The 25,795-nt window shown below is 66.1% G+C and carries 25 protein-coding genes and 1 riboswitch; of the genes, 13 read left to right on the forward strand and 12 right to left on the reverse strand.

What is annotated here, in order from left to right; genetic code table 11:
- Positions 1 to 4: 4 nt before the first annotated feature.
- The 3 genes from pdhA to ACFFU4_RS11275 all read right to left on the reverse strand — a co-directional run bounded on the left by pdhA (position 5) and on the right by ACFFU4_RS11275 (position 2,899).
- Positions 5 to 1,015: a pyruvate dehydrogenase (acetyl-transferring) E1 component subunit alpha gene (gene pdhA, locus ACFFU4_RS11265; protein WP_377069867.1), complete on the reverse strand. Its 1,011-nt coding sequence runs from the start codon at positions 1,013 to 1,015 to the stop codon at positions 5 to 7.
- A 211-nt stretch (positions 1,016 to 1,226) separates the two neighbouring features.
- Positions 1,227 to 2,477 carry a hypothetical protein gene (locus ACFFU4_RS11270; RefSeq protein WP_377069868.1) on the reverse strand — a complete coding sequence of 417 codons (1,251 nt, stop codon included), beginning with the start codon at positions 2,475 to 2,477 and terminating at the stop codon, positions 1,227 to 1,229.
- A gap of 125 nt (positions 2,478 to 2,602) precedes the next feature.
- Positions 2,603 to 2,899: a septum formation initiator family protein gene (locus ACFFU4_RS11275; RefSeq protein WP_377069869.1), complete on the reverse strand. Its 297-nt coding sequence runs from the start codon at positions 2,897 to 2,899 to the stop codon at positions 2,603 to 2,605.
- Positions 2,900 to 3,030: 131 nt separating this feature from the next.
- On the opposite strand from ACFFU4_RS11275, the gene ACFFU4_RS11280 reads away from it, so the two are divergent.
- The gene (locus tag ACFFU4_RS11280) at positions 3,031 to 4,662 is read left to right on the forward strand and encodes an acyl-CoA dehydrogenase family protein (RefSeq protein ID WP_377069870.1); all 1,632 of its coding nucleotides are present in this window, start codon (positions 3,031 to 3,033) and stop codon (positions 4,660 to 4,662) included.
- Positions 4,663 to 4,931: 269 nt separating this feature from the next.
- Positions 4,932 to 5,114 carry a hypothetical protein gene (locus ACFFU4_RS11285; RefSeq protein ID WP_377069871.1) on the forward strand — a complete coding sequence of 61 codons (183 nt, stop codon included), beginning with the start codon at positions 4,932 to 4,934 and terminating at the stop codon, positions 5,112 to 5,114.
- Positions 5,115 to 5,381: 267 nt separating this feature from the next.
- Here the strand turns inward: ACFFU4_RS11285 and ACFFU4_RS11290 are convergent, their stop codons facing one another.
- The 6 genes from ACFFU4_RS11290 to ACFFU4_RS11315 all read right to left on the reverse strand — a co-directional run bounded on the left by ACFFU4_RS11290 (position 5,382) and on the right by ACFFU4_RS11315 (position 11,442).
- The gene (locus tag ACFFU4_RS11290; protein WP_377069872.1) at positions 5,382 to 6,431 is read right to left on the reverse strand and encodes a zinc-dependent alcohol dehydrogenase family protein; all 1,050 of its coding nucleotides are present in this window, start codon (positions 6,429 to 6,431) and stop codon (positions 5,382 to 5,384) included.
- A 24-nt stretch (positions 6,432 to 6,455) separates the two neighbouring features.
- Complete coding sequence (gene choV, locus ACFFU4_RS11295; RefSeq protein WP_377069873.1) at positions 6,456 to 7,496, reverse strand: choline ABC transporter ATP-binding protein; 1,041 nt, start codon at positions 7,494 to 7,496, stop codon at positions 6,456 to 6,458.
- A complete protein-coding gene (locus ACFFU4_RS11300; protein WP_377069874.1) occupies positions 7,493 to 7,915 on the reverse strand; it encodes an HIRAN domain-containing protein in 423 nt (140 codons plus the stop codon). Before ACFFU4_RS11300 ends, choV begins: the two co-directional genes overlap by 4 nt.
- A gap of 24 nt (positions 7,916 to 7,939) precedes the next feature.
- Positions 7,940 to 8,776, reverse strand: coding sequence for a choline ABC transporter permease subunit (gene choW / locus ACFFU4_RS11305; RefSeq protein WP_377069875.1), 837 nt, complete (start codon positions 8,774 to 8,776; stop codon positions 7,940 to 7,942).
- An 81-nt stretch (positions 8,777 to 8,857) separates the two neighbouring features.
- Positions 8,858 to 9,784, reverse strand: coding sequence for a choline ABC transporter substrate-binding protein (locus ACFFU4_RS11310; protein WP_377069876.1), 927 nt, complete (start codon positions 9,782 to 9,784; stop codon positions 8,858 to 8,860).
- 104 nt (positions 9,785 to 9,888) lie between these two features.
- Positions 9,889 to 11,442, reverse strand: a complete 1,554-nt coding sequence (locus ACFFU4_RS11315) for an ABC transporter substrate-binding protein (RefSeq protein WP_377069877.1) — start codon at positions 11,440 to 11,442, stop codon at positions 9,889 to 9,891.
- A gap of 245 nt (positions 11,443 to 11,687) precedes the next feature.
- Here ACFFU4_RS11315 and betI point away from each other — a divergent pair, with 245 nt between their 5' ends.
- The 5 genes from betI to ACFFU4_RS11340 all read left to right on the forward strand — a co-directional run bounded on the left by betI (position 11,688) and on the right by ACFFU4_RS11340 (position 16,633).
- On the forward strand, positions 11,688 to 12,272 hold the full coding sequence (betI, locus tag ACFFU4_RS11320) for a transcriptional regulator BetI (protein WP_377069878.1): 585 nt from the start codon (positions 11,688 to 11,690) through the stop codon (positions 12,270 to 12,272).
- On the forward strand, positions 12,269 to 13,780 hold the full coding sequence (gene betC, locus ACFFU4_RS11325) for a choline-sulfatase (RefSeq protein ID WP_377069879.1): 1,512 nt from the start codon (positions 12,269 to 12,271) through the stop codon (positions 13,778 to 13,780). The genes betI and betC overlap by 4 nt, the downstream gene beginning before the upstream one ends.
- Positions 13,781 to 13,838: 58 nt before the next feature.
- Positions 13,839 to 15,494 (forward strand): choline dehydrogenase, encoded by a 1,656-nt coding sequence (gene betA / locus ACFFU4_RS11330; RefSeq protein WP_377070333.1) that lies wholly within the window; start codon positions 13,839 to 13,841, stop codon positions 15,492 to 15,494.
- A 66-nt stretch (positions 15,495 to 15,560) separates the two neighbouring features.
- Positions 15,561 to 16,229, forward strand: a complete 669-nt coding sequence (locus ACFFU4_RS11335) for a thermonuclease family protein (RefSeq protein WP_377069880.1) — start codon at positions 15,561 to 15,563, stop codon at positions 16,227 to 16,229.
- A 167-nt stretch (positions 16,230 to 16,396) separates the two neighbouring features.
- Positions 16,397 to 16,633: an HP1242/YdcH family protein gene (locus tag ACFFU4_RS11340; RefSeq protein ID WP_377069881.1), complete on the forward strand. Its 237-nt coding sequence runs from the start codon at positions 16,397 to 16,399 to the stop codon at positions 16,631 to 16,633.
- A gap of 23 nt (positions 16,634 to 16,656) precedes the next feature.
- Here the strand turns inward: ACFFU4_RS11340 and ACFFU4_RS11345 are convergent, their stop codons facing one another.
- Together ACFFU4_RS11345 and ACFFU4_RS11350 are read right to left on the reverse strand one after the other, a co-directional pair.
- A complete protein-coding gene (locus ACFFU4_RS11345) occupies positions 16,657 to 17,319 on the reverse strand; it encodes a glutathione S-transferase N-terminal domain-containing protein (RefSeq protein WP_377069882.1) in 663 nt (220 codons plus the stop codon).
- Between the two features lie 25 nt (positions 17,320 to 17,344).
- Positions 17,345 to 18,250, reverse strand: coding sequence for an alpha/beta fold hydrolase (locus ACFFU4_RS11350; RefSeq protein ID WP_377069883.1), 906 nt, complete (start codon positions 18,248 to 18,250; stop codon positions 17,345 to 17,347).
- A gap of 116 nt (positions 18,251 to 18,366) precedes the next feature.
- A riboswitch (SAM riboswitch) is annotated at positions 18,367 to 18,444 on the forward strand.
- Between the two features lie 56 nt (positions 18,445 to 18,500).
- Between ACFFU4_RS11350 and metZ the strand changes: the two genes are divergently transcribed.
- From metZ to ACFFU4_RS11380, 6 genes are all read left to right on the forward strand, one after another.
- The gene (gene metZ / locus ACFFU4_RS11355; RefSeq protein WP_377069884.1) at positions 18,501 to 19,667 is read left to right on the forward strand and encodes an O-succinylhomoserine sulfhydrylase; all 1,167 of its coding nucleotides are present in this window, start codon (positions 18,501 to 18,503) and stop codon (positions 19,665 to 19,667) included.
- A 99-nt stretch (positions 19,668 to 19,766) separates the two neighbouring features.
- Positions 19,767 to 20,867 (forward strand): GTP cyclohydrolase FolE2, encoded by a 1,101-nt coding sequence (folE2, locus tag ACFFU4_RS11360; RefSeq protein ID WP_377069885.1) that lies wholly within the window; start codon positions 19,767 to 19,769, stop codon positions 20,865 to 20,867.
- Between the two features lie 178 nt (positions 20,868 to 21,045).
- Positions 21,046 to 21,621 (forward strand): hypothetical protein, encoded by a 576-nt coding sequence (locus ACFFU4_RS11365; protein WP_377069886.1) that lies wholly within the window; start codon positions 21,046 to 21,048, stop codon positions 21,619 to 21,621.
- 123 nt (positions 21,622 to 21,744) lie between these two features.
- Entirely contained in the window at positions 21,745 to 21,966 is a 222-nt protein-coding gene (locus ACFFU4_RS11370) for a hypothetical protein (protein ID WP_377069887.1), read from the forward strand.
- A gap of 173 nt (positions 21,967 to 22,139) precedes the next feature.
- The gene (locus ACFFU4_RS11375) at positions 22,140 to 22,367 is read left to right on the forward strand and encodes a DUF1127 domain-containing protein (RefSeq protein ID WP_377069888.1); all 228 of its coding nucleotides are present in this window, start codon (positions 22,140 to 22,142) and stop codon (positions 22,365 to 22,367) included.
- A 55-nt stretch (positions 22,368 to 22,422) separates the two neighbouring features.
- Positions 22,423 to 23,871, forward strand: coding sequence for a TrkH family potassium uptake protein (locus ACFFU4_RS11380; RefSeq protein ID WP_377069889.1), 1,449 nt, complete (start codon positions 22,423 to 22,425; stop codon positions 23,869 to 23,871).
- A 34-nt stretch (positions 23,872 to 23,905) separates the two neighbouring features.
- Here the strand turns inward: ACFFU4_RS11380 and ACFFU4_RS11385 are convergent, their stop codons facing one another.
- On the reverse strand, positions 23,906 to 25,654 hold the full coding sequence (locus tag ACFFU4_RS11385) for a serine protease (protein WP_377069890.1): 1,749 nt from the start codon (positions 25,652 to 25,654) through the stop codon (positions 23,906 to 23,908).
- Between the last annotated feature and the right edge of the window lie 141 nt (positions 25,655 to 25,795).

The raw sequence follows: 25,795 nt of genomic DNA on the forward strand, positions 1-25,795 counted from the left end.
CTCCTCAGGCGTTCTGCGGCGCCACGTCGGCGATGATGTCGGTCCAGAGTTCCTCGACCGCCGGCTCGGGGCTTTCCTTGGCGAAATCGGCGGACTTGTTGACGATGTCCTTGATTTCCTTGTCGATCGCCTTGAGGTCCTCCTCCGAGGCATGGTCGCCCGAGATCAGCAACTCGCGCACATGCTCGATGGCGTCCTTTTCCTCGCGCATCTTCTGCACCTCCTCGCGGGTGCGGTATTTCGCGGGGTCGGACATGGAGTGGCCGCGATAGCGGTAGGTCTTGATTTCCAGGATATACGGCCCCTTGCCGGCGCGGCAGTGCTTCACCGCCTTGTCGCCCGCCGCCTTGACGGCAAGCACGTCCATCCCGTCCACCGCCTCGCCGGGGATGCCAAAGGCCGCGCCGCGGGTGTAGATATCGGGGGTCGAGGTCGAGCGCTTCTGCGAGGTGCCCATGGCATACTGGTTGTTCTCGATCACGAACACCACCGGCAGATCCCACAGCGAGGCCATGTTGAACGTCTCGTAGACCTGTCCCTGGTTGGCCGCGCCGTCGCCGAAATAGGTGAAGGTCACGCGGTCGTTCTCAAGGTACTTGTCGGCAAAGGCGAGCCCCGCGCCCAATGGCACGTTGGCCCCGACGATGCCGTGCCCGCCATAGAACTGCTTGTCGGTGGAAAACATGTGCATCGAGCCGCCCTTGCCGCGGCTGTAGCCGCCGTCGCGGCCCGTCAATTCGGCCATGACGCCCTTGGGGTCCATCCCGCAGGCCAGCATGTGGCCGTGATCGCGGTAGGTGGTGATGCGCTTGTCGCCCTCTTCGGCGGCGGCCTCGAGCCCGACGACGACGGCCTCCTGCCCGATATAAAGGTGGCAGAAGCCACCGATCAGCCCCATGCCGTAAAGCTGGCCGGCCTTCTCCTCGAATCGGCGGATGAGCAGCATGTCGCGGTAATAGGTCTTGAGCTCTTCGGCGGAAACGTTTGGTTTCGATGCGCTTTTCCGGGGGGCCATGCGGTGCTCCTCCTTGGTGGCGGAAATGGTTTAGCGTTAAACGATCTCTTACAACAATCGCGCTTTCGTTGCGAGAGTGAATTTTCCAGGGGAGAGTCGCGACCCGAAATCCTAAAGCGTCGCTTCGGTATTCGGCGGGCGGAACGGACCAGGGCCACCACGATGCGTCGGGTTCACGACGTGAGCGTCTGATAGGGTCTAACGGGACGCTTCAGCCGGGGGCCTTGCACTCGGGTTCAGACGGTTCGGTGGCTGCGCAATCGCAACTGCCGTCGGCACCCTCACTGCACACGACTTTGACCGTTACAGTACAGGTCAAGTTGCCTTGAGGATAGGACACTTCTTCTACGCGGGATTCGCAGGAAGACGTGTCCAGATCCTCAATCAGGCTGTCGAGCCATTGACCATACTCCGAAACGGCGTCCTCCTCCACTTCGACCAGATATTCAGGCAGGGAATCTGGAGCCTCGCCAGTAGCGCCCTCGGGCGGGAAAAAGGTTTCGGGCGATAGTAGACAATCAGCCAGAAGTTGCGTCTCGATCAGCTCGCCCGTCGCTGTCCCCAGGGTGTCATACATGCCGCAGACGTCGGGAAACTCGACGTCGATTTCGGCCCCGAACTTGCCGAAAGAGCCGCCTGATACACCACTAGCGAAGACTTGACTTGAGACCCGACAGGCCTCACTGACGACCGTTCCGAGATAGGTAGGCCAGCTCGCGACAGCGGCGCTGCGCGCGGCGCACTTGTCGGCGGTGCTGACAGTTGTGCTAGCAGTATCCGCAACGGCGCGATAGCGACTTTCGTCTTCGAACAGGGTTTCGCCGTCCTCGTCCAAGACGCGCATCTCATCCCCTTGGTACCAACCGTCAGAGCGCACCCATAAACCCTCGCGATACTCGCGACTGAAGTAGCTGCGTGTCGGTTGCCAAGTCTTGCCGTTCCATTCTTCGAGTACCGCCGTTCTCACGGTTTCCCAGCCATCTGGATTGGCCGAGACAATGGTGTGATGACGGCTGCGGCTAAGCGCCACCCAGTTGCCGAAACAGGCCAATGCTCTGGTATTCGTTTCCCCCTGCAGACCCTGCAGACGCCCGTTGACCCGAAGGCCGGTTTCACGGTCAAGGCAGGGCAAGTCTGCGACCTCGTAGACAAGGTCGCCGGGCTCCCCGTCGGCGACCTTCAGGTTCAGGACGGTGATTTCCGGGCCAAGCCGACTCTGTGCCCGCCATGGCCGCGCGACCGGCATGACGCGCCCACATTCCTCTCTGCCGACGCAAACCATATAGGAAACCAACTCGTATCCCGCACTTTCCGCAATAGACCGTGCGAGATGCAAATTCACTTTCTGATCGGCGAAATACGTTCCGTCGCCGACACGCCTATGGTCTTCGAGCGTCTGTGCAACGAGGAGCGCGGGGAATGTGATTGCGAGCACAAGGCAAGAAACAAGTCGAAACTTCATCGTATTTCTCAACTATAATAATATAGAGATCGCACATTGAATCTATGTCATCAAATACCACCGATACCGCGCTAAAGCAATTGTGATGGCTCGCAAGGCACCTGCCGCCTCGAATTGACGCGCCGTCAGCGGATCACGATCTCGTCGCCGCGCAACAGTCCCAGCACGTCACGCGCCTGCTCGTCGAGCAGGTCGATGTCGAGATAGTCGTCGGACAACCGCCTGGTGAGGTTCTCCATCCGCGCCACCTCCGCCTCCAGCCCGGCGAGTTGGCGGGCAAGCTCGGCGTTCTGCGCCTCGATCTCGGCGCGCCGGAACAGGCCGTAATCTCCCTGCACCGCGGCATAAGCGAAATAGGCCGCCAGGAAAAATGCAACGGTCAGCCCGGCGAGGGCACCCCAGGGACGGCTCTCGGATTCCATGCTCGGCTCCTCGGCGCGCGGTCTGATCGCCGCGCTACAGGGACGGATCATGCCACAGGCCGCCGCGCTTGTGAATCCCCTTTCCTCCGCCCGCGCCGTTGCCTAGCATTCCCGCGAGGAGGATCGCCGCCATGTCCCAACTCCCCGCCCGTGACCGCCTCGCCACCCACGAGGTCACCAACCAGCCCCCGCCGCGCGGCGATCTCGACCTGTGGGCGGGCGATCCGGGCGTGCAGACCCACGCGCAGGCGGCGGGGGCGGATGCCGCGCGGCTGGCGGATTTCGGCGCGATGATCGGCACGGCCACGATGCGCGCGGCGGGCCGCGACGCAGGCCGCCACACTCCCGAATTCGTGCCCTTCGATGCTGGCGGGCGGCGGCTCGACGAGGTGCGCTTTCACCCGGCCTGGCACGATCTGATGCGCGCCGGCATCGGCGCGGGCTATGCCGCGATCCCGTGGGAGGGCGCGCCGGGCGGCCACGCCACCCACGCCGCGATGGTCTATCTCATGTCACAGGTCGAGCCGGGCGTGTGCTGCCCCATGACCATGACCTACGCCGCCATCCCCGCGCTCAGAGCCGACAAGGGGCTGTTCGCGCAGTGGGTGCCCAAGCTCACCGCGCGGCTCTATGATCCCGCAACACGACCGCTCGGCGCCAAGGGCGGCGCGACCCTGGGCATGGCCATGACCGAGAAGCAGGGCGGCTCGGACGTGCGCGCCAACGCCACCACCGCCGAAGCTGAGGGCGAGCACTACCGCCTCACCGGGCACAAGTGGTTCTGCTCCGCGCCGATGTCCGACGGGTTCCTGACGCTGGCACAGGCGGAGGGGGGGCTTACCTGCTTTGTCGTGCCGCGGTGGCTGGAGGAGGGGCGCAACGCCATCCAGATCCAGAGGCTCAAGGACAAGCTGGGCAACCGCGCCAATGCCTCGGCCGAGATCGAGTATCACGGCGCGATCGCGCACCGGCTGGGCGACGAGGGCGCGGGCGTCCACACCATCATCGAGATGGTCCACCACACCCGGCTCGACACGTCGATGGCCCCCGCGGGCCTCATGCGCGCCGCGCTGTCGGAGGCGCATCACTGGGCCTGCCACCGCAGCGCGTTCCAGAAACGGCTGATAGACCAGCCGCTGATGCGGGCGGTGCTGGCCGATCTGGCGCTCGACTGGGAGGGGACGCTGGCGCTCGGGATGCATGTCGCGCGCGCCTTCGACGGGCGCGGGGCCGAGGCGCGGGCCTTTGCCCGCCTCGGCGTGGCGCTGGCCAAGTTCCTCGGCAACAAGCTCTGCCCCGGCGTAGTCTACGAAGCGATGGAGGCGCTGGGCGGCATGGGCTATGTCGAGGACACGCCCCTGCCCATGCTCTACCGCGAGGCGCCGCTCAACTCGATCTGGGAGGGTTCGGGCAACGTCATCTGCCTCGACATCCTGCGCACGCTGGCGCGCGAGCCCGCGGCGGGCGAGGCGCTGAGCTCTGAACTGGCCACCGTGACGGGGCAGGACACGCGCTTTGATGCCGCGATGCGCGCGCATATGGAGACCTTCCCCAAGCCCCCCGAAGAGGCGCAGGCGCGATGGTATGCCGAGAGCCTCGCCACCCTGCTCACCGCCTCGGTGCTCATGCGCCATGCGCCCGAGCCGGTGGCCGGGGCCTATATCGCCACACGGTTGAGCAATCCACGCGGTCGTGTTGCCGGTGCCATCGGCGGGATCGACCCCGCGCCGGTGCTGGAGCGGCTGGGCGGGGGCGCGGGTTGAATTCAGAAACCTGCATGCGATTGCCGCAAATCAGGGTCACAGCGGACGGGGGCGGCGTAGCGTGCAGTCGTGAAAGAGAGAATCCGATTCAGCTTAAAGCGTATTGCTCGGAAGCGCGACCCGGTTCTGAGCTCTTCGACCATTCGCAATCAAGCACTTGGAGCGTGTCGCGAGCCTGCGAATGAACGCGGGCACGTTCTAACGACGGGAGCATCCCATGCGCAAAATCCTTACCACCACCGCCACCGCCCCGCAGCCGCCAAAAGGGGATGAGCCCGCAGGGCCTGATGCGCAAGATCATGGCGCAGGGCGGCACGGTCGAGGTTTGCGCCATCTACCTGCCAGGCAAGGGCGTCGGCGCGGAGGTGCTGCTCGACGGTGTCGGCACCGCGAGGCCGCCGGCGATGGCCGCGCGCCTGCTGGCCGAGGATACGCGGATCATGTCGCTCTGATCCCAGGCCGGTCCTGCGGTGGCGCGCGCCTCAGATGCTCGCGAAGTCGCGGAAGATCGGCGCCGGGGCGGGGCGCGTGCGCTTGTCGTCGCGGGGCGGACGCGGAGGGCGCGGCGGGCCGCTGCGGGGCGTCTCTTGCTCGGTCATCTGCCTCATCCTTGGGGTTGGGCAGGGCGACCGGGGGCCGCCCCTGCCGTTTGCTGTCCGATCAGGAAAGCACGGCTTCGGGGCGTGGCGGTGCCGTAAACGCGGCAGTCATGTGACGGCTCAGCCGGTCATGTCCTCGACCACCGTCACCCCTGCGCCGCCATAGCCATCCATCGCCGCGAGGGCGTCATTCAGGCCAGAGAGGCCGATCCGGCGGGTGACGAGGCGGGCAGGGTCGAGCCGCCCGGCGGCGATCATCCCCATCAGCGCGGCAAAGCGGTGGGCGCCGATGCCGCGCGTGCCGTGCAGCGTGATCTGGCGGGCATAGATGAGGTCAAGCAGCGGCAGCGCAGGCGTGGCGTGATCCCCCAGCGGCATGCCGATCTGCACATGCCGCCCCATCTTGCGCAGGCTTTTCAATGAGTTGTGAAAGGTCGCGGTGATCCCCAGGGCGTCGAGCGAGACATGCACACCGCCGTCTGTGAGGTCGCGCACCGCCGCGCCCACGTCATCGGTGGTGCTGGCATCGAGCGTCGCCGTGGCCCCAAGATCACGCGCCAGTGCCAATGCCGCGGGGTTCACGTCTACCGCCAGGATGCGCGCGCCGAGTGCCGAGGCGATCAGGATCGCCGACAGGCCCACCCCGCCGCAGCCATGTACCGCCAGCCACTCACCGGGGGCGAGCGCGGCGCGGTCCACCAGCGCGCGGAACGCGGTGGTGACGCGGCAGCCCATGCCCGCGGCGGCGGCGTAATCCAACGTATCGGGCAGGCGCACGAGGTTGAAATCGGCACGCGGGATGGCGATGCGCTCGGCAAACGCGCCCCATTGGGTAAAGCCGATCACCTGCTGATGATCGCAGATCGTGGGCTCGCCGCCGCGGCAGTCGGGGCAGGCACCGCAGCCCAGGATGAACGGCGCGGTGACACGCGCGCCCACGCGAAACGCGCGGCACTCCGGCCCGGTCTCGATCACCTCGCCGGCAAATTCATGGCCCATGACATGGGGCAGCGCCACGTCCGGGTCGGCCCCTTTCCAGGCGTGGTGATCCGAGCGGCAGACGCCGCAGGCGCGCACCGCGATCACCGCGCCGTCGCGCGGGCAGTCGGGATCGGGCAGGTCGGTGATCCCGACCGGGTCGGCGAAGCGGGAGAGCAGGGCGGCGCGCATGGATGAACCTGTAGGTTGGGCGCGTCAACCGCGCGGATCGAGCAGCTTGGCGAGGATGCGGTTGCGGGTGATCTGGCCGAGCAGATTGCCGTTCTCCTCGACGCCGACCGGCGTATCGTGCCCCTGCGCCTTTTCCATCACCTGCTGAATGGTCGCATCTGGCGGCACCGTCGAGGTCGGCGTGGCGGTGGCCGTCTCCATCACGTCGCGCGCGCAGAGCACGCCGAGCGGGTTCATATGGGCCACGAATTCGGCCACGTAATCCGTCGCCGGGTTGGTGAAGATTTCCTGCGGAGTGCCGCATTGCACGATGCGCCCGCCCTCCATGATGGCGATGCGGTCGCCCAGCTTGAACGCCTCGTCAAGGTCGTGGCTGACGAAGATGATGGTGCGCCCCAGCTTCTTTTGCAGGTCGATGAGTTCGTCCTGCAAGTGGTTGCGGATGAGCGGATCGAGCGCCGAGAAAGGCTCGTCCATCAGGAGGATCGGCGCATCGGTGGCGAAGGCGCGGGCGAGGCCCACGCGCTGCTGCATGCCGCCCGACAATTCGCCCACGCGGCGAGAGGCCCAATCCGAGAGGTTGACGAGGGCAAGCTGATCGGTGACCCGCTGCGCGCGCTCGTCCTTTGGGACCCCCGCAAGCTCAAGGCCAAGGCCCACATTCTCGGCCACCGTGCGCCATGGCAACAGGCCGAATTGCTGGAACACCATGGCGATATGGCGTTGACGCAGGCGGCGCAGGGTGGCGGCGTCGGCATGGGTCACGTCGACCATCTGCGTGCCGTCATGCACCTCGACCATGCCGCGCGCCACCGGGTTGAGCCCGTTCACGGCCCGCAGAAGCGTGGACTTGCCCGAGCCCGAGAGGCCCATCAGCACGAGGATTTCGCCCGGTGCCACCGACAGGTCGCAATCATGCACGCCCAAAACCTGCCCCGTGGCGTGCTGGATATCGGAGCGCGATTGCCCCTCGTCCATCAAGGGCAGGGCGGTCTCGGGCGCGTCGCCGAATACGATGGAGACGGATTTGAAATGGACGCTGGGAGTGCTAAGCCGACTACTCATTTGGGAGTCCCCTTTGGAATCAAGCCAGCGACTGACACAATGATTTTGAAGTCACCTATTTTTGCTTGACGCAATTCAGCAGCAAGTGGCGTATCACTGTATAATTCGGCTACTTGGTTAGCGGTTTCGCGTGGAATATAACCGATGTGATAACTCGATCTTTGACCGTTGTCGCATTCAGTGAACCCGAGCACCTTTATTGCGTTAGTATGATGAGGGTTGTCCGGTTCCGCCTCCAATGCCACGCCAAAGGATAAACCCTTGTCGTTTGCCTCCGCGGCACTGCGAAGGAAATTAAGAACATCCTCAAGCCGATGCTCAACGCCTGCCACTTCAAACCAGCCGCTTCTAATACGCCAATTGATCCAGTTTCCATCAGGCCGATTTGGACTGAATACGAATTTCTCAAGCTGAGCCATTACGTCCCCACAGCATTCCCTCGGTCATTTGCGGCCCTCCATGCGCAGCATCCGGTCGAGCACGATGGCCACGACGACGATCATCAGGCCCGATTCGAAGCCGAGCGCGATATTGACGGTATTGATCGCGCGCAGCACCGGCACGCCGAGACCGTCCGCGCCCACCAGCGCGCCGATCACCACCATCGAGAGCGACAGCATGATGGTCTGGTTGAGCCCCGCCATGATCTGCGGCAGGGCGTAGGGCAGTTCGACCTTCCACAGGGTCTGCCGGTTGGTGGCGCCGAACGCCTGCGCCGCCTCCAGGAGCGGCTGCGGCGTGTTGGAGATGCCCAGATGCGTGAGGCGGATCGGGGCGGGGACCACGAAGATCACCGTGGCAATGAGCCCCGGTACCATGCCGATGCCGAAGAACACGATGGCCGGGATCAGGTAGACGAAGGGCGGCAGCGTCTGCATCAGGTCGAGCACCGGGCGCATCGCGTCATAGAGCCGGGGGCGGTGGGCGGCGGCGATGCCGATGGGCACGCCCATGGCCATGCAGAAGATGCAGGACGACAGCACCAGCGTGAGGCTTTCGGTGGTCTCCTCCCAATAGCCCTGATTGAGGATGAAGAGGAAGCCGAGAAAGACGAAGAGGCAGGTCTTCCAGTTGCGCTGAAGCGCCCATGTGAGGCCGACGAAGACGGCGATGATCACCAGCGGGTGCGGCGTCTGGAGCACCCAGAGGAAGGCGTCGATCAGCGTTTCCATGAGAATGGCAAGCGCATCGAAGAACGCGGCGGCATTGTCCTGAAGCCAGAGAAAGAAATCCTCGGCCCATTTCCCCACGGGGATCTTGTGATCGCTCAGCCAGTCCATGGGGATGCCTCGATTATTGAGTGTTCGACAGAACCCGGATCACGCCGCCCGGTCTCCTGTGACCGGGCGGCGTGAGATAATTCAGAGGTCCAACTCACCCTTGACCGCCGCCATCGCGTCGCCGCCACCTTGGGTGGTCACGCCGTCGAGCCAGCCGTCCAGCACGCCGGGATTGGCCTTGAGCCACGCAGTGGCCGCCTCTTCGGGGTCGGTGCCGTCGTTGAGGATCGCGCCCATGATCTCGTTTTCCATGGCCAGCGTGAATTCGAGATTGTTGAGCAGCTTGCCGACGTTCGGGCATTCCTCGACATAGCCCGCGCGGGTGTTGGTATAGACCGTGGCCCCGCCCAGATCGGGGCCGAACCATTCATCGCCGCCGGTCAGGTAGGTCATGTCGTGATTGGCATTCATCGGGTGCGGCTCCCACCCGAGGAAGACGATGGGTTCCTCGCGCCGATCCGCGCGGCTGACCTGTGCCAGCATGCCCTGTTCGGAGCTTTCCTTGACCTCGAAGTCCTTGAGGCCGAAGGCGTCGGCCTCGATCATGTCGAGGATCAGGCGGTTGCCGTCATTGCCGGGCTCGATGCCGTAGATGGTTTCATCAAGTGCGTCGGCATGCTCGGCGATGGTGCCGAAAGAGGTGATGCCGAGGTCGGCCCCGGCGGCATTGGTCGCGAGCGTGTATTTGGCGCCTTCGAGATTGGCGCGCACGGTGTCCACGGTGCCGGCCTCGCGGTAGGGGGCGATATCACCTTCCATCGTGGGCATCCAGTTGCCGAGGAACACGTCGATATCGCCTGCGGCCATCGAGGTATAGGTCACCGGCACCGAAAGCACCTTGGTCTCGGTCTCGTATCCCAGAGCCTCCAGCACCACGGTGGTCGCGGCGGTGGTGGCGGTGATGTCGGTCCAGCCCACGTCCGAAAACGTGACGCTTTCGCAATTGGCGAGCGCGGGGCCTGCGGCGGTGGCGAGGGCGAGGGCGGAAAGGGTGGTCTTGAGGGTCATGTGCATGTCTCTCCCGTTATGGATTGTCCGGGCACGCGGCCCGCTTGGCCAAGGGCCCGGAGGACGATCCCCCGGGCCCCGGCATGTCTGTCAGGCGGTCAGGGTCAGGCCATCCACCAGCGTTCGATCCAGCGCTGGCCGTCCACGTCCCAGTTGGAGCCCATCACGTCGGAATGGGCGACCTTGGTGGAGTTGCCGAACACGTAGTTGGCGAACATCGGGATCAGCACGCCGCCCTGGTTCGACACGATCGCCTGCATCTCGTAATACATCTCGCGGCGCTTGTCCTCGTCGAGCTCCGAGCGTGCCTTGATCAGCAGGTCCTCGAACCGGTCGTGGCACCAGAAGCTGTCATTCCACGCCGCGCCGCACTGGTAGGCGGTGGAGAACATCTGGTCCTCGACCGAGCGGCCAGACCAGTAGACGGCGGCAAAGTCCTCCTTCATCCAGATGTCCGACCAGTAGCCGTCATTGGGCTCTCGCGACGGTGTGAGGGTGATGCCCGCCTGCGCCGCCGACGACTGGTAGAGCACCGCGGCATCCACCGCGCCGACAAAGGCCGCGTCGGCCGCCGAGAGCTTGACCTCGAGGCTGTCGAGCCCGGCCTTCTTGAGGTAGTGGCGCGCCTTGTCGGGGTCGAAGCTCTTCTGCTCCAGCTCGGCATTGTAGAAACGCTGGCCCTGACCGATCGGGTGGTCGTTGCCCACCGAGCCGTAGCCGAACAGGATCTTCTCGACCAGTTCCTCGCGGTTGATGGCGTATTTCAGCGCCAGCCGCACGTTGTTGTCGTTATAGGGGGCCTCGCGCGTGTCCATCGCGAAGGTGTAGTGCTGCGTCCCCGCGACCGAGTTGATCTGGATGTCGGGGTTGCGCGCCAACAGGTTCACGGTCTTGAGGTCGAGCCGGTCGGCCATGTCCACGTCGCCCGACACCAGCGCCGTGGTGCGCGCGTTCTGATCGACGATGGCGAGCGTCTCGACGCTATCGAACCAGGCCACGTCATCGCGCCAGTGGTTCTCGTTGCGCTCCACCGAGAACGACACGCCGGGGCTGAAATCGGTGAGCACGTAGCTGCCGCAGCCGTCGCCCGAGCGCCAGTCGATGCCGTCATCCGTGGCCTTGCAGATCACCAGGTGATAGTCGCTGAGGATGAACGGGAAGTCGGCATTGCCGCCCTTGAGCGTGAAAACGACCGTGTCGGTGCCCTCGGTGGCGATGTCCTTGATCGGTGCCACGATGGGGCCGGCGGCGGAGGTGCTGTCCTCGCCGCGGTGGTGGTTGATCGAGGCGACCACATCCTCGACGGTCACGTCCTTGCCGGAATGGAAGGTCACGCCGGGGCGCAGCTTGAAGCGCCAGACCGAGGCGTCGGCGGACGCCTCCCAGCTTTCTGCGACCTCGGGCTTGAGAGAGCCGTCGGCGGCGACCTCGGTCAGGCGACCGTGAATGGCGAAAGACATCGAGGTGGTGAAGCTGTTCTCGTAGGTCGCCGGGTTGAGCGTATCGGTGGTCTGGCCGTGGCCGATGGCGGCGCGCAGGTGGCCGCCGCGCTTGGGCTGGGCGCGCGCGCTCAGCGGCAGGCCCGCGACAAGTGCCGCACCGGCGGTCGTGGACATGAAGCCGCGACGATTCATGCGGCCCGAATTGAGGATGGTCATGTTGGTGGTCTCCCTTTGCGTTATTGATCCTGACCTTGCTCTGCGGGCTGTCGGGCAGGATGCCCCAGGTGCCGCGGCGGTCAGTTGCGATAAGAGTAGGCTAATATGACGGTGCAGTGAATTACAACGTCCTTGATGCCCGGAAGGGCGGTTGATGCTGGGTTGCGATCCTCCGCGTTTTCTTGATTGACGAGTCAATTAAACATGATTACGCCAATGAGGCAAGCACGCAGCGGGAGGGCCGAATGCCCAAGGTCGGAATGGAGCCGATACGGCGCAGCGCGCTGGTCGAGGCGACGATCCACGAGATCGGCGCGCGGGGGTCGCTCGATGTGACCGTGGCGCAGATCGCGAGGCGGGCGGGCATGTCCTCGGCGCTCGCGCATCACTATTTCGGTTCCAAGGAGCAGATTTTCGTGGCCGCCATGCGCCATATCCTGGCGCTTTACGGGGCCGAGGTGCGCGGCGCGCTGATCATGGCCAGGACCCCGCGTCAGCGGGTCGAGGCGGTCGTGCGTGCCAGTTTCACTCCCGCCCAGTTCCGTCCCGAGATGGTCTCGGCCTGGCTGAATTTCTATGTGCAGGCGCAGCGCTCCGCCGCGGCGCGCAGGCTTCTGCACATCTATCAGCGGCGGCTGCGCTCGAATCTCCATCACGCCCTGCGCCGAATCGCCGGGTCCGAGGCGCGCACGCTCACCCGCGGCCTCGCGGCGATGATCGACGGGCTCTACATCCGTCAGGCTCTGGGAGAGGGCGGCATCGCCCCCGAGACCGCCATCGCCGTGCTGCTGCATTATCTCGACACCAGCCTGCCACCGGAGGACGCATGACCGCCCAGCCCAATATCCTGATCTTCATGGTCGACCAGCTCAACGGGACGCTGTTCCCCGACGGCCCGGCGGATTGGCTGCACGCGCCCAACCTGAAACGTCTGGCGGCGCGCTCCACCCGGTTTGCCAATGCCTACACCGCGTCACCGCTCTGCGCGCCGGGACGCGCCAGCTTCATGTCCGGGCTCTTGCCCTCGCGCAGCCGCGTCTACGACAACGCCGCCGAGTTCTCTGCGGATATCCCCACCTATGCCCACCACCTGCGGCGGGCGGGCTATCAGACCTGCCTCTCGGGCAAGATGCACTTCGTCGGGCCCGATCAGTTGCACGGCTTCGAGCAGCGGCTGACCACCGATATCTACCCGGCCGATTTCGGCTGGACACCCGATTACCGCAAGCCGGGCGAGCGGATCGACTGGTGGTATCACAACCTCGGAAGCGTCACCGGAAGCGGCGTGGCCGAGATTTCCAACCAGATGGAATACGATGACGAGGTGGCCTTTCACGGCGTGCAGAAGGTCTATGACCTCGCGCGCGGCCACGATGCGCGGCCCTGGTGCCTGACGGTCAGCTTCACCCACCCGCATGATCCTTACGTGGCGCGGCGCAAATACTGGGATCTCTATGAGGCGTGCGAGCACCTTCTCCCCGAGGTTCCGGCGATGGACTACGAGGACCACGACGCGCATTCCAAGCGCATTTTCGACGCCAATGACTGGCGCTCGTTCGACATCACCGAAGAGGATATCCGCCGCTCGCGCCGCGCCTATTTCGCCAATATTTCCTATCTCGATGACAAGATAGGCGAGGTGATGGATGCGCTGGAGGCCACCCGGCAGGAGGCGGTGATCCTCTTTGTGTCGGATCACGGCGACATGCTGGGCGAGCGCGGGCTGTGGTTCAAGATGTCGTTCTACGAGGGCTCGGCGCGGGTGCCGCTGATGATTTCGTCCCCGAACATGACACCGGGCCTTGTGACCGACCCGGTGAGCAACATCGACGTCTGCCCCAGCCTGTGCGATCTGGCGGGCGCCGACATGTCCGAGGTGATGCCCTGGACCGAGGGGCAATCGCTAATCCATCTCGGGCAGGGCGGGACACGCGACGCCCCCGTGGCGATGGAATACGCCGCCGAGGCGTCCTACGCGCCGCTCGTTTCGCTGCGCTACGGGCGTTGGAAATACAATCGCTGCGCGCTCGACCCCGATCAGCTCTTTGATCTGGAGGCCGATCCGCATGAGTTGACCAACCTCGCCGACGATCCCGCCCATGCCGGGACCCTGGCGCAATTGCAGGCCAAGGCCGAGGTGCGGTGGGATCTTGATGCCTTCGATGCGCAGGTGCGCGAGAGCCAGGCCCGCCGCTGGGTGGTTTACGAAGCGCTGCGTCAGGGTGGCTATTACCCGTGGGATTACCAGCCGCTGCAGCAGGCGTCCGAGCGCTACATGCGCAATCACATGGACCTCAACGTCGTGGAAGAGAACCAGCGCTTTCCGAGGGGCGAATGATGGATTCATCTTGCCATAAATATCCATGTTTCCACGCAGACCACGAAGGGCACCGCTGATGGAGGCCGATTACGTCATCGTGGGTGCCGGCAGCGCGGGTTGCGCCATGGCCTACCGTCTGGCCGAGGCGGGCAAATCCGTGCTGGTGATCGAGCATGGCGGCACCGATGCGGGGCCGTTCATCCAGATGCCCGGCGCCCTCAGCTACCCGATGAACATGAAGCGCTACGACTGGGGTTACCAGACCGAGCCCGAGCCGCATCTGGGCGGGCGGCGGCTGGCCTGTCCGCGCGGCAAGGTGATCGGCGGGTCGTCTTCGATCAACGGCATGGTCTATGTGCGCGGCCATGCCCATGATTATGACCATTGGCGCGATCAGGGCTGCGACGGCTGGGGCTTCTCGGATGTGCTGCCCTATTTCAAGCGGATGGAGAATTGGGACGATAGCGGTCATGGTGGTGATGCCGATTGGCGTGGCACCGACGGCCCGCTGCATGTCAGCCGGGGCAAGCGCGACAACCCGCTGGTGCGCGCCTTTGTCGAGGCGGGGGTACAGGCGGGGTATGAGCGCACCGACGACTACAATGGCGAAAAGCAGGAGGGGTTCGGCCCCTTTGAAATGACCGTCTACAAAGGCCGGCGCTGGTCGGCGGCCAATGCCTATCTGCGCCCCGCGCTCAAGCGTGAGACTTGCGATCTGCTGCGCGGGCTGGTGCAGCGCGTGTTGATCGAGGACGGCCGCGCGACCGGCGTCGAGGTGCGGCGCGGCGGGCGGACCGAGGTGGTGCGCGCGCGCGCCGAGGTGATCCTTGCCGCCTCGTCGATCAATTCGCCCAAGCTTCTGATGCTGTCCGGAATCGGCCCGGCGGCGCATCTCTCTGAGCACGGCATCGAGGTGCTTGCCGACCGTCCTGGCGTGGGGCGGAATTTGCAGGATCATCTGGAGCTTTACACCCAGATGGCGGCGAGCCAGCCGGTCAGCCTCTACAAATACTGGAACCTCTTCGGCAAGGGCTGGGTGGGGCTGCAATGGCTGTTGGGCAAGCGTGGGCCTGGGGCGTCGAACCAGTTCGAGAGTTGCGGCTTCATCCGCTCGTCGGCGGGCGTCGATTACCCCGATATCCAGTTCCATTTCCTGCCCATTGCGGTGCGTTATGACGGCAAGGCTGCGGCCGAGGGGCATGGATTCCAGGCCCATGTCGGCCCGATGCGCAGCGAGTCGCGGGGCGCGGTGACGCTGCGCAGCAATGACCCCGCCGACGCGCCCGTAATCCGCTTCAACTACATGAGCGAGGCAAGCGATTGGGCGGATTTCCGGCGCTGCATAAGGCTCACCCGCGAGATCTTTGCGCAGGACGCCTTTGCGCCTTACCGGAAGCACGAGATCCAACCGGGCGCGGAGGTGCAGAGCGACGACGAACTCGACGAGTTCATCCGCGAGCACGCCGAGAGCGCCTATCACCCCTGCGGCACCTGCAAGATGGGGCGCGCGGATGATCCCATGGCGGTGGTCGATCCCGAGGGCCGGGTGATCGGCGTCGAGGGGCTGCGCGTGGCCGATTCGAGCCTGTTTCCACGGATCACCAACGGCAATCTCAACGCGCCGTCGATCATGGCGGGCGAGAAGATCGCCGATTCGGTGCTCGGCCGTCGCCTGCCGCCCGATAATGCCGAGCCATGGCTGCACCCTGACTGGCGAACCGCGCAGCGCTGAGCGCGCGTTAACCCCTTGTTAACCTTTCGTGTTGAAAGGCGGCGGAGCCTGCGCCCATAAGGGGGCATGTTAAGGATTTCTCTACTCATCGTTCTCACTATGGTGCCGGCCATCTCCATGGCGCAGGGGATTGGCGGGACAGTGCGCGTGGTGGATGGCGACACGTTCGACGTTGGCGGCACGCGCGTGCGCCTGCACGGGGTCGACGCGCCCGAGGACGGGCAGCCCTGCACCGACGCAGACGGGGTGACATGGGATTGCGGTGCCTGGGTCACGCAGCAGGTGCGCCGCCGGATCGGCGCGCGCATGGCGCGTTGTGACGCGGTCGATATCGACCGCTATGGGCGCACCGTCGCCACCTGCACGGTCGCCGGGCAGGATGTGGGACGGATGCTGGTCTCCGAGGGGCTGGCGCTGGCCTATCGCAAGTACTCGATGGCCTATGACCTCGACGAGAAACGCGCCGTCATCGCCGGGCGCGGGCTGCATGCGCACCGGTTTGACCGACCTGCCGAGTTTCGCCGCGCCAGCCGTGCGGACCGCGCGGCGCAGGGGGCCGCGCCAGATCCCGATTGCCTCATCAAGGGCAATATCAGCCGTTCGGGCAAGCGCATCCACCACCTGCCCGGTCAGGCCGATTACGCGCGCACGGTGATCCGCCCCGCGCAGGGCGAACGCTGGTTCTGCTCCGAGGGGCAGGCGCGCGCGGCGGGATGGCGACGCGCCCGGCGCTGACCCTGGCGCGTCGTTCGTGTTTCTTCCCGGGGGCAAATACTCAGCCCCCGGTCTGTCGGGCGGATGTATCCGGTTCGGTCAGGCGCGCGCCGGTTTGATCCGCGTCAATGTGCGCCGCCCGGACACTCGCTAGGCTGGCCCGGCACGCAATGAACAGGAGACGCGCGATGTCCCACACCCCCCACGAACTTCACGAGGAATTTCCGCAATTCGCCGACAAGATCGGCGAGATGAAACAGGCCGACGCGCATTTTGCACGGCTCTCGGACGAGTACCACGAACTGAACCGCAAGGTGCACCGCGCCGAGACTCTGGTCGAGCCGATGGACGACCTTGCCGAAATGGACCTGCGCAAGGAACGCGCGCGGCTCAAGGACGAGATTTACCGCCTGCTGAGCACCTGAGCCCACGGGCGCGCGGGCGCGCGTCAGGCCGGTTTCGCGGTCGGGTCGCGTCGCTTGTCGGCGTGGAGCGCGCGGCCCCGGCGGATGCCCTCGCGCGCCCCCACCGCGTCCAGCCAGCGCGCAAAATGCGGCTTGTCCTCCAGCGTCTGCTGCTGGCCCTCCCACAACGAGCACCACCCCCACAGCGCCATGTCGGCGATCGAATAGAAATCGCCCGCGACATAGCGGCTATCCGCCAGCCTGCGGTCGAGAACGCCGTAGAGCCGGGCCACCTCGGACCGGTAGCGGTCCTTGGCGTAGGGGATATTTTCGGGCGCGAATTTCAGGAAATGATGCGCCTGTCCGGCCATCGGTCCGACGCCGCCCATCTGCCACATGAGCCACTCTTCCACGGCGATTCGGTCGCGCACGGTCTCGCCCATGAAGCGGCCGGTCTTGCGCGCGAGATAGAGCAGGATCGCCCCCGACTCGAAGATGTTGACCGGCGCATCGTCGGGACCCTCGGGATCGGTGATCGCGGGGATGCGGTTGTTGGGCGAGATGGCGAGGAAATCAGGCTTGTGCTGATCGCCCGCGCCGATATCCACGAGGTGACAGCGATAGGGCAGCCCCATCTCCTCCAGCGCGATGGAGATTTTCCAGCCGTTGGGCGTGGGCCAGTAATACAGGTCTATGGGCGCGGGCATGGCATTCTCCGGGTCTGTGACCCGGTCAGAATGACGCCCTGCGCCCGATTGGCAAGGGCAGGCGCAGATCCGGCGCGATCCGCGACCAGCGTGGCGCGGCGCGGTCGGGCAGCGCGGCGCGCAGCCGTGCGAGGCTGAGCCGGTCGGGTTCGCGCAGCAGCCGGGCATAGAAGGGCAGGGCACCCGCGCGGGTGTAGGGCGACCAGTGGCAAATGCGCGCGGCGGGCGGCGCGATGTCGAACCCTGCCCGCGCCAGCGCGCCGAGCGTGTCGCCGTCGTCGAGTTGCAGCGTCAGCACATTGGGACCGGAGCCCAGCGCCAGCCCGAGGCTGCGGTCGCCGCGAGCGGGCGCCGGGATCAACCATTCGAGCAGGGCGTCGAAGAGGTCATTCTCGCGCGTGGTGACGTTGACGATCTCCGTGGCGCGGCCGGCGGGCGTTGCCAGCGCGGCGCGCGCGTGATGGCCGAATTCGGCCCCCGCCAGCAGGATGATGCGCCCCAGCGCGCCGGGCGCCAGATGCGCCAGCGCCGCGAGCACCACCCGCGCGCCGAAGGAATGCGCGATGGCGTGGACGGGCCGGTGCGGGGCACGCGCGCGGATCGCCGTGACCAGAGCGGCCAGCGCCGCGCCGGCGCGGGCGGCCTCGGCATAGGCGCGCCACAGCGAGCCGCGCGCGTTCCAGCCAAAGCCGATGGCCAGCCCCTCGTCGGGCGCCCGTCCGCCGAACCCGAGGCCCCGCGGCCAGCTCACCACCTTGAAGCAGTCGCGCGCGGGCGCGAGCGCGAAGATGTGCTTGTGGGGGCATTCGGTGGCGTGGCCGGGGGCGTACTTGAACCCGTGGACCATGACGATCACCGGGCCGCTGTCGCCGTCATCAAGGGCAAGCGCCGGGGGCAAGCCGTCACCGGCATTGACGTGAATGATCGGCATGGCCTGCGCGTCCCACTACATCTTGTGGTTGCCGTGTAGGCCGGGGATATTTCGGAGCGGTGACGTTTCCGTTAAGCCTGCGTGACAGTGTTGACGCGGCCTTGATGTGCGGCTAAGCGGTCACCCGTGGCGATTTGTTACCGGATTGCGGGCCACGTTAAACATCCCGCTAAAGAGGTCAGGAGAAAGGCCCCTTTCGCTTGACCGCGAACGGGGCTTTTTTCATGGGCGGTGCGCCCGGAGGCAAGATATGAAGACACGCACGAAACTTGTGCATGGCGGCACGCGGCGGAGCCAGTATGGCGAGGTGAGCGAGGCGCTGTTTCTCACGCAGGGCTTTGTCTACGACAGCGCCGAGGCGGCGCAGGCACGGTTCATCGAGGCGGGCCCGGACGAGTTCATCTATGCCCGCTACGGCAATCCCACGGTGGCCATGTTCGAAGAGCGGATCGCGGCGCTCGAGGGGGCCGAGGATGCCTTTGCCACCGCAAGCGGAATGGCGGCGGTGTCGGGCGCGCTGACCTCGATGCTGCGCGCGGGCGATCACGTGGTGGCGGCGCGGGCGCTGTTCGGCTCGTGCCTTTACGTGCTGGAGGAGGTGCTGACGCGGTTCGGGGTGGAGGTGAGTTTCGTCGACGGCACCGATCCCGACCAATGGCGCGCGGCGGTGCGCCCGGGGACAAAGGCGGTGTTCTTCGAGACGGTGGCCAACCCGACGCTGGAGGTGGTCGATATCGCGGCGGTGGCCGATATCGCCCATGGCGTGGGGGCCACGGTGGTGGTGGACAACGTCTTTGCCACGCCGGTCTATTCCGACGCCATCGCGCAGGGGGCCGACGTGGTGGTCTATTCGGCGACCAAGCATATCGACGGGCAGGGACGGTGCCTTGGCGGCGTCGTGCTGGGGCGGCGTGACTATATCCGCAAGGTGCTGGAGCCGTATCTCAAGCATACCGGGGGGGCGCTGTCGCCGTTCAACGCCTGGGTGATGCTCAAGGGGCTGGAAACGATCGACCTGCGCGTGCGCGCGCAGGCCGCGAGCGCGCAGGTCATCGCCGAGGCCCTGCAGGGCGACGCGCGGGTGCGGGTGATCTATCCGGGCCTGCCGGAGCATCCGCAGCACGCGCTGGCCTTGCGGCAGATGGGGCAGGGCGGCACGGTGCTGGCGCTCGACATCCGGGGCGGGCAAGAGGCGGCGTTCCGCTTTCTCAACGCATTGGAGATCGTGCTCATTTCCAACAACCTCGGCGACGCCAAATCCATCGTCACCCATCCGGCGACCACAACCCATCAGCGCCTTGCCGAGGCGCGGCGTGCCGCATTGGGTATAACCCCGGGGCTGGTACGGCTCAGCGTGGGGCTGGAGGATGCGGACGATCTGGTGGCCGATCTGCGCGCGGCGCTCGACGCGGTTTGATCCGTCCTGCCGGTTTTCGCGTATGAAGGTACGTGATTGGAAATCCGGCCGGAAACCTTATATGGTCAACTCCGGCACAGCGGACAGGGAACCCGAGCAATGAATGTGCATCCGTCTGACATGTCGCCGCGCCCGGACCGGGACGAAGCGAAAGCCGCGCTCGCGCGGCTGCGCCAGTGGGCGTCCTCGGCCACGCCCGAGGAAGTGGCCGATCTCGACCCGGCGATCGCCCGGCTTCTGCCCGGCGAGGAGGTGGCGAACTATCCGGCCCTGTCGCGCGACTACCCCGAGGGGTTCGTCGCCGATCCCGCCTATCGCGCCTCGCTGCCTGACCTGCAGAACGGGCCATCCTCGCTCATCCGCGGCACGCGGCAGCAGTTGCAGCATGTGGGCATTTCCAATTTCCGCCTGCCGATCCGTTATCATACCCGCGACAACGGCGATCTCACGCTCGAGACCTCGGTCACCGGCACGGTGAGCCTCGAGGCCGGCAAGAAGGGCATCAACATGTCGCGCATCATGCGCAGCTTCTACAAGCACTCGGAAAAGACCTTCAGCCTCGAGGTGATGGAAGCCGCGCTCGACGATTACCTCGCCGATCTCGATAGCGTGGACGCGCGGCTTCAGATGCGGCTGTCCTACCCGATGAAGGTGGAGGCGCTGCGCTCGGGGCTGGTGGGCTATCAGTATTACGACATCGCGCTCGAACTGGTCGAACAGGACGGCGTGCGGCGCAAGCTCATGCATTTCGACTACGTCTATTCCTCGACCTGCCCCTGCTCGCTGGAGCTGAGCGAGCACGCCCGGCGCGTGCGCGGCCAACTTGCCACACCGCATTCGCAGCGCTCGGCGGCGCGCATCTCGGTCGAGGTGGTCGGCAGCGATTGCCTGTGGTTCGAGGATCTGATCGAGCTTGCCCGCCGCGCCGTGCCGACCGAGACGCAGGTGATGGTCAAGCGCGAGGACGAGCAGGCCTTTGCCGAGCTGAACGCGGCCAACCCGATTTTCGTCGAGGATGCCGCGCGGCTATTCTGCGAGCAGTTGCTGGCCGAGCCACGGGTCGGCGATTTTCGCGTGGTGGCGAGCCATCAGGAAAGCCTGCACAGCCACGACGCGGTGAGCGTGCTGACCGAGGGAAATACCTTTGCCGCGACAAGCCTCGATCCGCGCCTGTTCCAGACGCTCGTGCACGGCGGTTAGACCGGTCTGGCGGTTTTCCGGGCATTTGCGCGGCGGTGCGGCGAGATTTCGCCACACCTGCACGTTGTGATTTGACCTTTCACCCATGATGCTGCAATGCAGAAACAGCAGGCGCGTTACGCGCCTGTCACCTGTGCGCTGTATCAGCGGCACGAAATGACCGGAAGGAACGTTGACAATGCTTTCACCCGATCTCCCGCTCAAGCTCTCGGCGGCGGGCATCCGCCTCACCGGATACATGATCGAGAGCCAATTGCGCGTCGCCCGCATCATGACCGAGGCGGGGCTCAATGCCTCGCCGTTCGCCAGGCGTCCGGCGGGGCAGGCAGCCCCGTCCCCGGCGGCCAAACCCACCCCTGCGAAGAAGCCTGCTGCGGCCAAGGCGGCTCCGGCAGCTCGGAAAACAGCCCCCAAGGCAAAGGCGACCGCCGCTCCCAAAGCGGCAGCGCCGCAGACCGAGGTGAGCGCGGCGCCGAAACCGGCGGCGAAACCGGCAGAGGCCAAGCCCACAGCAGAGGCACAAAAGGCCGCGCCCGGCCCCAAGGCGGCAGAGGCCAAGGCCGCGCCCAAGCCGGCAGAGGCCAAGGCCGCGCCCAAGCCGCAGGAGGCCAAGGCTGCGGCCCCGGCAAAACCTGCCGTCAAGCCGGCGGCGGACAAGTCGGACAAGGCGGACAAACCCGCCGCCAAGCGTCCGCGCGCGCCGTCCAACCCGCCCAACATGCCGCAGCGGGACGAAAAGGCCGGGACGGAATAAGGCTGTGCCAGCCGGAATGCACGCTGCGCAACCCGGCCATTCCGAATCGGCGCTCGTGGCGCGGTGGGCGATGACCTAGATAGGCATCAGGGAGAAAACGCATCACAGACGTGAGGTTTCCAGATGTCGAACATCGCAACCAATGCTACCGCCGCGCCGCTGCGAGGCGCTTGGGACCGCTTTATCGCCGCGCTCGAGCAGGGTTTTGACCGGATGGCGCGCACGCAATCGCGGCGCGCGCAGATAGAGGCGCTCGAGGCAAAGTCCGACGCCGAGCTCGAACGGCTCGGGATCCCGCGCGACCAGATCGCCTATCACGTGTTCAAGGACCTGTTCTACACCTGATCTGCGCCGCGCGCGCGAAGGGGGCCCGCCGGAGCGCATCCGCCGGGCCCTTTTTTGTGCTGCAATGCAGCAACACCTTGCCGCGACCTGACCGCGCCCCCGCGCATCGCGCGGCGCGATGCGCTATATTGATCCCGGGGAGGGGCCCGTTCGACCCGCGAGAGGGGACCCCGATGACCGAGACCGACCTGACCATCCGATTTCTTTCCGCTGCATGGCGGCGCGATCTCGACCTCTTCATGGCCGAGCACGCGCCGGGGATGAATGCCTACATGCTCACCCGGGCGCGGTTGGCGAGCGTGGCGCGGATGCACGCGCTAAGCGACGCGGAGCTGGCCGGGATGGGCCTTGCGCGGCGCGACATCCCGGCCTTTGTCATGGAAGACATCCTGCCGGGCTGAGCGCCACGCGCATGGCGCTTGACACCTTCGCTGCGCGAAGCCAACGCTGCGCGCCATGTTCGATGTGCGACCCGTGGGATATCTTGTCGGGCTCATGGTGACGGCCATGGGCGCGACCATGCTGCTGCCGCTGCTCGTCGATCTCGCCGAGGGGCGGGAGCACTGGACGGTATTTGCCGAGAGCATGATCGTCACCTGTCTCGCCGGGGGGCTGGTGGCGCTGTCGTGCCGCAACGCGATCGGCGCCGGGCTGAGCATTCAGCAGGCGTTCCTGCTCACGACGACGGTCTGGGTCGTGCTGCCGCTGTTCGGTGCGCTGCCCTTCATGCTGGGCGAGACGGGGCTGGGTTTCGTCGATGCGTTCTTCGAATCGATGTCGGGGATGACGACAACCGGCACCACCGTGATCGCGGGGCTCGACGACCTACCCAAGGGTCTGCTGCTGTGGCGTGGTATCCTGCAATGGCTGGGCGGTCTCGGGATCGTGATCGTGGCGCTGGTTTTCCTGCCCGAGATGCGGGTGGGCGGGATGCAGTTCTTTCGCTCCGAGGGGTTCGACACCTTCGGCAAGGCGCTTCCGCGCACCATCGACATCTCCAAGGGGGTGCTCAACGTCTATCTGCTGCTGACGCTGGCCTGCACCTTCGCCTATCTCGGATTGGGAATGGGGGCGTTCGATGCCACCGTGCACGCCCTCACCACCGTCGCGACCGGCGGTTTCTCGACGCGCGACGCCTCCTTCGCCGACTTTGCCGCAGGTCCGCAATATGCCTGCATCCTCTTCATGATTCTCGCCACGCTCCCTTTCGTAAGGCTGATGCAGGGGGTGCAGGGGCAGTTGCGCCCGCTCTGGCAGGACACGCAGATACGCACCTACCTGCGCTGGATCGGCTATGCCGCACTGCTTGTGGTGGGCTACGAGATCGCGGTGACGGGCCATATCGACGAGGAGGGGCTGCGCCTGCGGCTCTTCAACACCGTGTCGCTGTTTTCGGGTACCGGCTATGGCGATGGCGACGTCACCGCCTGGGGGAGCTTTCCGTTCGTGGTGCTGATCGCGATCGGCGCGATCGGCGGCTGCACCGGCTCCACAGGCTGCTCGATCAAGATATTCCGCTACCAGATCATGCTGCGCGCGCTGGGACAGCAGGCGCGACGAATCTTTTATCCCAACTCTGTCATGGTGTTGCGCCACGAGGGGCGGCGGGTCGAGGATGAGGTTCTGCAATCGGTTATGCTGCTCTTTACCGTCTACATCCTGTCGTTGGGGATGTTCTCGGTGGCGCTGGAACTGACCGGGCTGACACTGATCGAATCGGTTTCCGGTGCGTGGACCGCGATCTTCAACATCGGCCCGGCCTTCGGCCCGAGCGTGGGTGCGACCGGCTCGGTTCAGGGCTTTCCCGAGATGGCCAAGGCGCTGATGATCCTTGCCATGCTCATGGGACGGCTGGAAATCCTCGCCGTTCTGGTGCTGCTCCTGCCGCGGTTCTGGCGGCCCTGAGCCGGGCCCGTCGCGCCCTCCCGGAAGCGCGGATTTATTCCCAACACCCGACAAGCACGGTCATCGCCTCGGCCCGGTCGGTGAGCGCCTCGCCCGAGAGGTCGCCCCCCGCGGGGGCGGTGCGCGGGGTGACGTCGCCCGCCTCGAGCACCGCGCGCAGCGCGCCGTTGGTGGCGGCAAAGCTGACCCCTTCGGGCAGGTTGCGCCCGTCGGTCGCGTCGGGCACCAGCATTCCCACGACCGCGCCGCCGCCATCCAGCACCGGGCCGCCTGCGTCCCCCGCCCGCGCGCTCAGCGCCAGCCGCTTGAGATACGGCTCGCCCGCGAGCCCCTCGAGCGCCGCCAACTGTCCGAAGGTGACGGTCGGCGCGCCCAGCAATCCCTCGTAGGAATAGCCCGCCACCGCCACCCGCGACAGGACCGCGGGCAGGTCATCGCGGAAGCCGGCGACGACGGCGGGCGCAAGCATTTCCCGCGGGCGCAGCACCGCCACGCCCATGGCGGTATCGAGATGGGCGATGTCGGCGTCCGCGGTCTCGTTTATGGTGATCCGTCCGCACCCGCGAACCGCCTCCGCGGTGGTGAGCACCGCGCCCCCCGCATCCACGAAGAAGCCGCTGCGCGCCCGGTCGGGGCGGCGCACGTCGAGCCCGGAGACAAGGTTCACGCGATGTCCCGCGGTCGGAGCGGCGATCGCTTCGAGCGTACCGGGCAGGGGCGCGAAACTGTCTTCCATCTCTTCGAGAAGCCGCGTGCGGCGCGCCTCGTCACCGGCGGGCCAGACCAGCGTGAACCCCTTGATCTCGCGATCTCGCAGCCAGACGCGGGTATGCGACACGATCTCCGGCCCCTTGCCGGTGAGGGCAAATCCGTCGCGGTCAAGCGTTCGGGGGCCGGCCTCGGGCACGATCTCGAGGGTTTGCATGATGTCGTAGAGCGCGGTCATGGTGGTCCGGTCGCCCGGCTGGCTGATGAGCAGGACCTGCGCGGGAAAGCCGCCCGAAGCCCGGTAATGGGCGAACGGCGCCTCGTGGCGGTCGAATTCCACGACGGCGAGGGGCAGGTCGATCTCGATTCCCGCCTTGGTGTCGCGCACCGTTTCCAGCCCGAGATCCTCAAGCACGGCGTTATACTGCCCTATCAGCGCGGCGCGCTGGCGCGTGGTCATCACGCCGGTGGGCTCGGCCCCGTTCTGGCGTTGCCAGCCGGCCATTGCCGCCCGCGTGGCGGGCCCGAAGGCCGCGTCGATCGCGCCGTCATAAAAGCCAGCCCATTGCAGGGCCACCTGTAGCTCGGCGCGCGCGGCGCGGCCCAGCCGGGATTCGCTGGCGCGGGCCTCGCGCAGGGTCTCTTGCGGTTCGGGGCGCGGGGCGGGATCAGCCGCCTGCGGAGGAGCCTCGGACACGGGTGCGGCGGGCGCAGCCGAGCCGGCCGGGGCGGTGGTATCACCGGGCGGCCAGAACCGCTGCCCGTAGTCGGAGGAGGCCGCGATATAGCTGTCGGGCGCGATCACCCCCTCGCGGGTATAGACCTCGAGCACGCGTTCGGCCTCGTCCTCGCGGTAGGGGCCGAGCGCGATCCCGTACCAGCCGCGCCCGACGGAAAAGCCGTTCACATCCGGCAGGTCGCGCGCATAGAACCGGGCGCTGGCGCGCGCCTCGGCAAGGGTCGGCTGCGCCTCGATCTGGACCCAGACCTGCGCGCCGTCGCCGAAACGCGACTGAGACAGCGCCGCGGGCGGCACGAGAAACAACAGAAGAACGAGAACCGGAATGAAACGCATGAGGGAATTTCCTTGGGTCTTCCATACGGGACGAAGGCTGGTTTTCCCCCGTTTTATCAAAATCATCCTGCGATGCATCTCAAATATTGTAGCGCCGCCCCGGCCCGCGACAAGCCGCGTTGACCACGGCGCGCGCCCGGC

This window comes from Roseovarius ramblicola (assembly GCF_042430665.1).
Taxonomy (GTDB): domain Bacteria; phylum Pseudomonadota; class Alphaproteobacteria; order Rhodobacterales; family Rhodobacteraceae; genus Roseovarius; species Roseovarius ramblicola.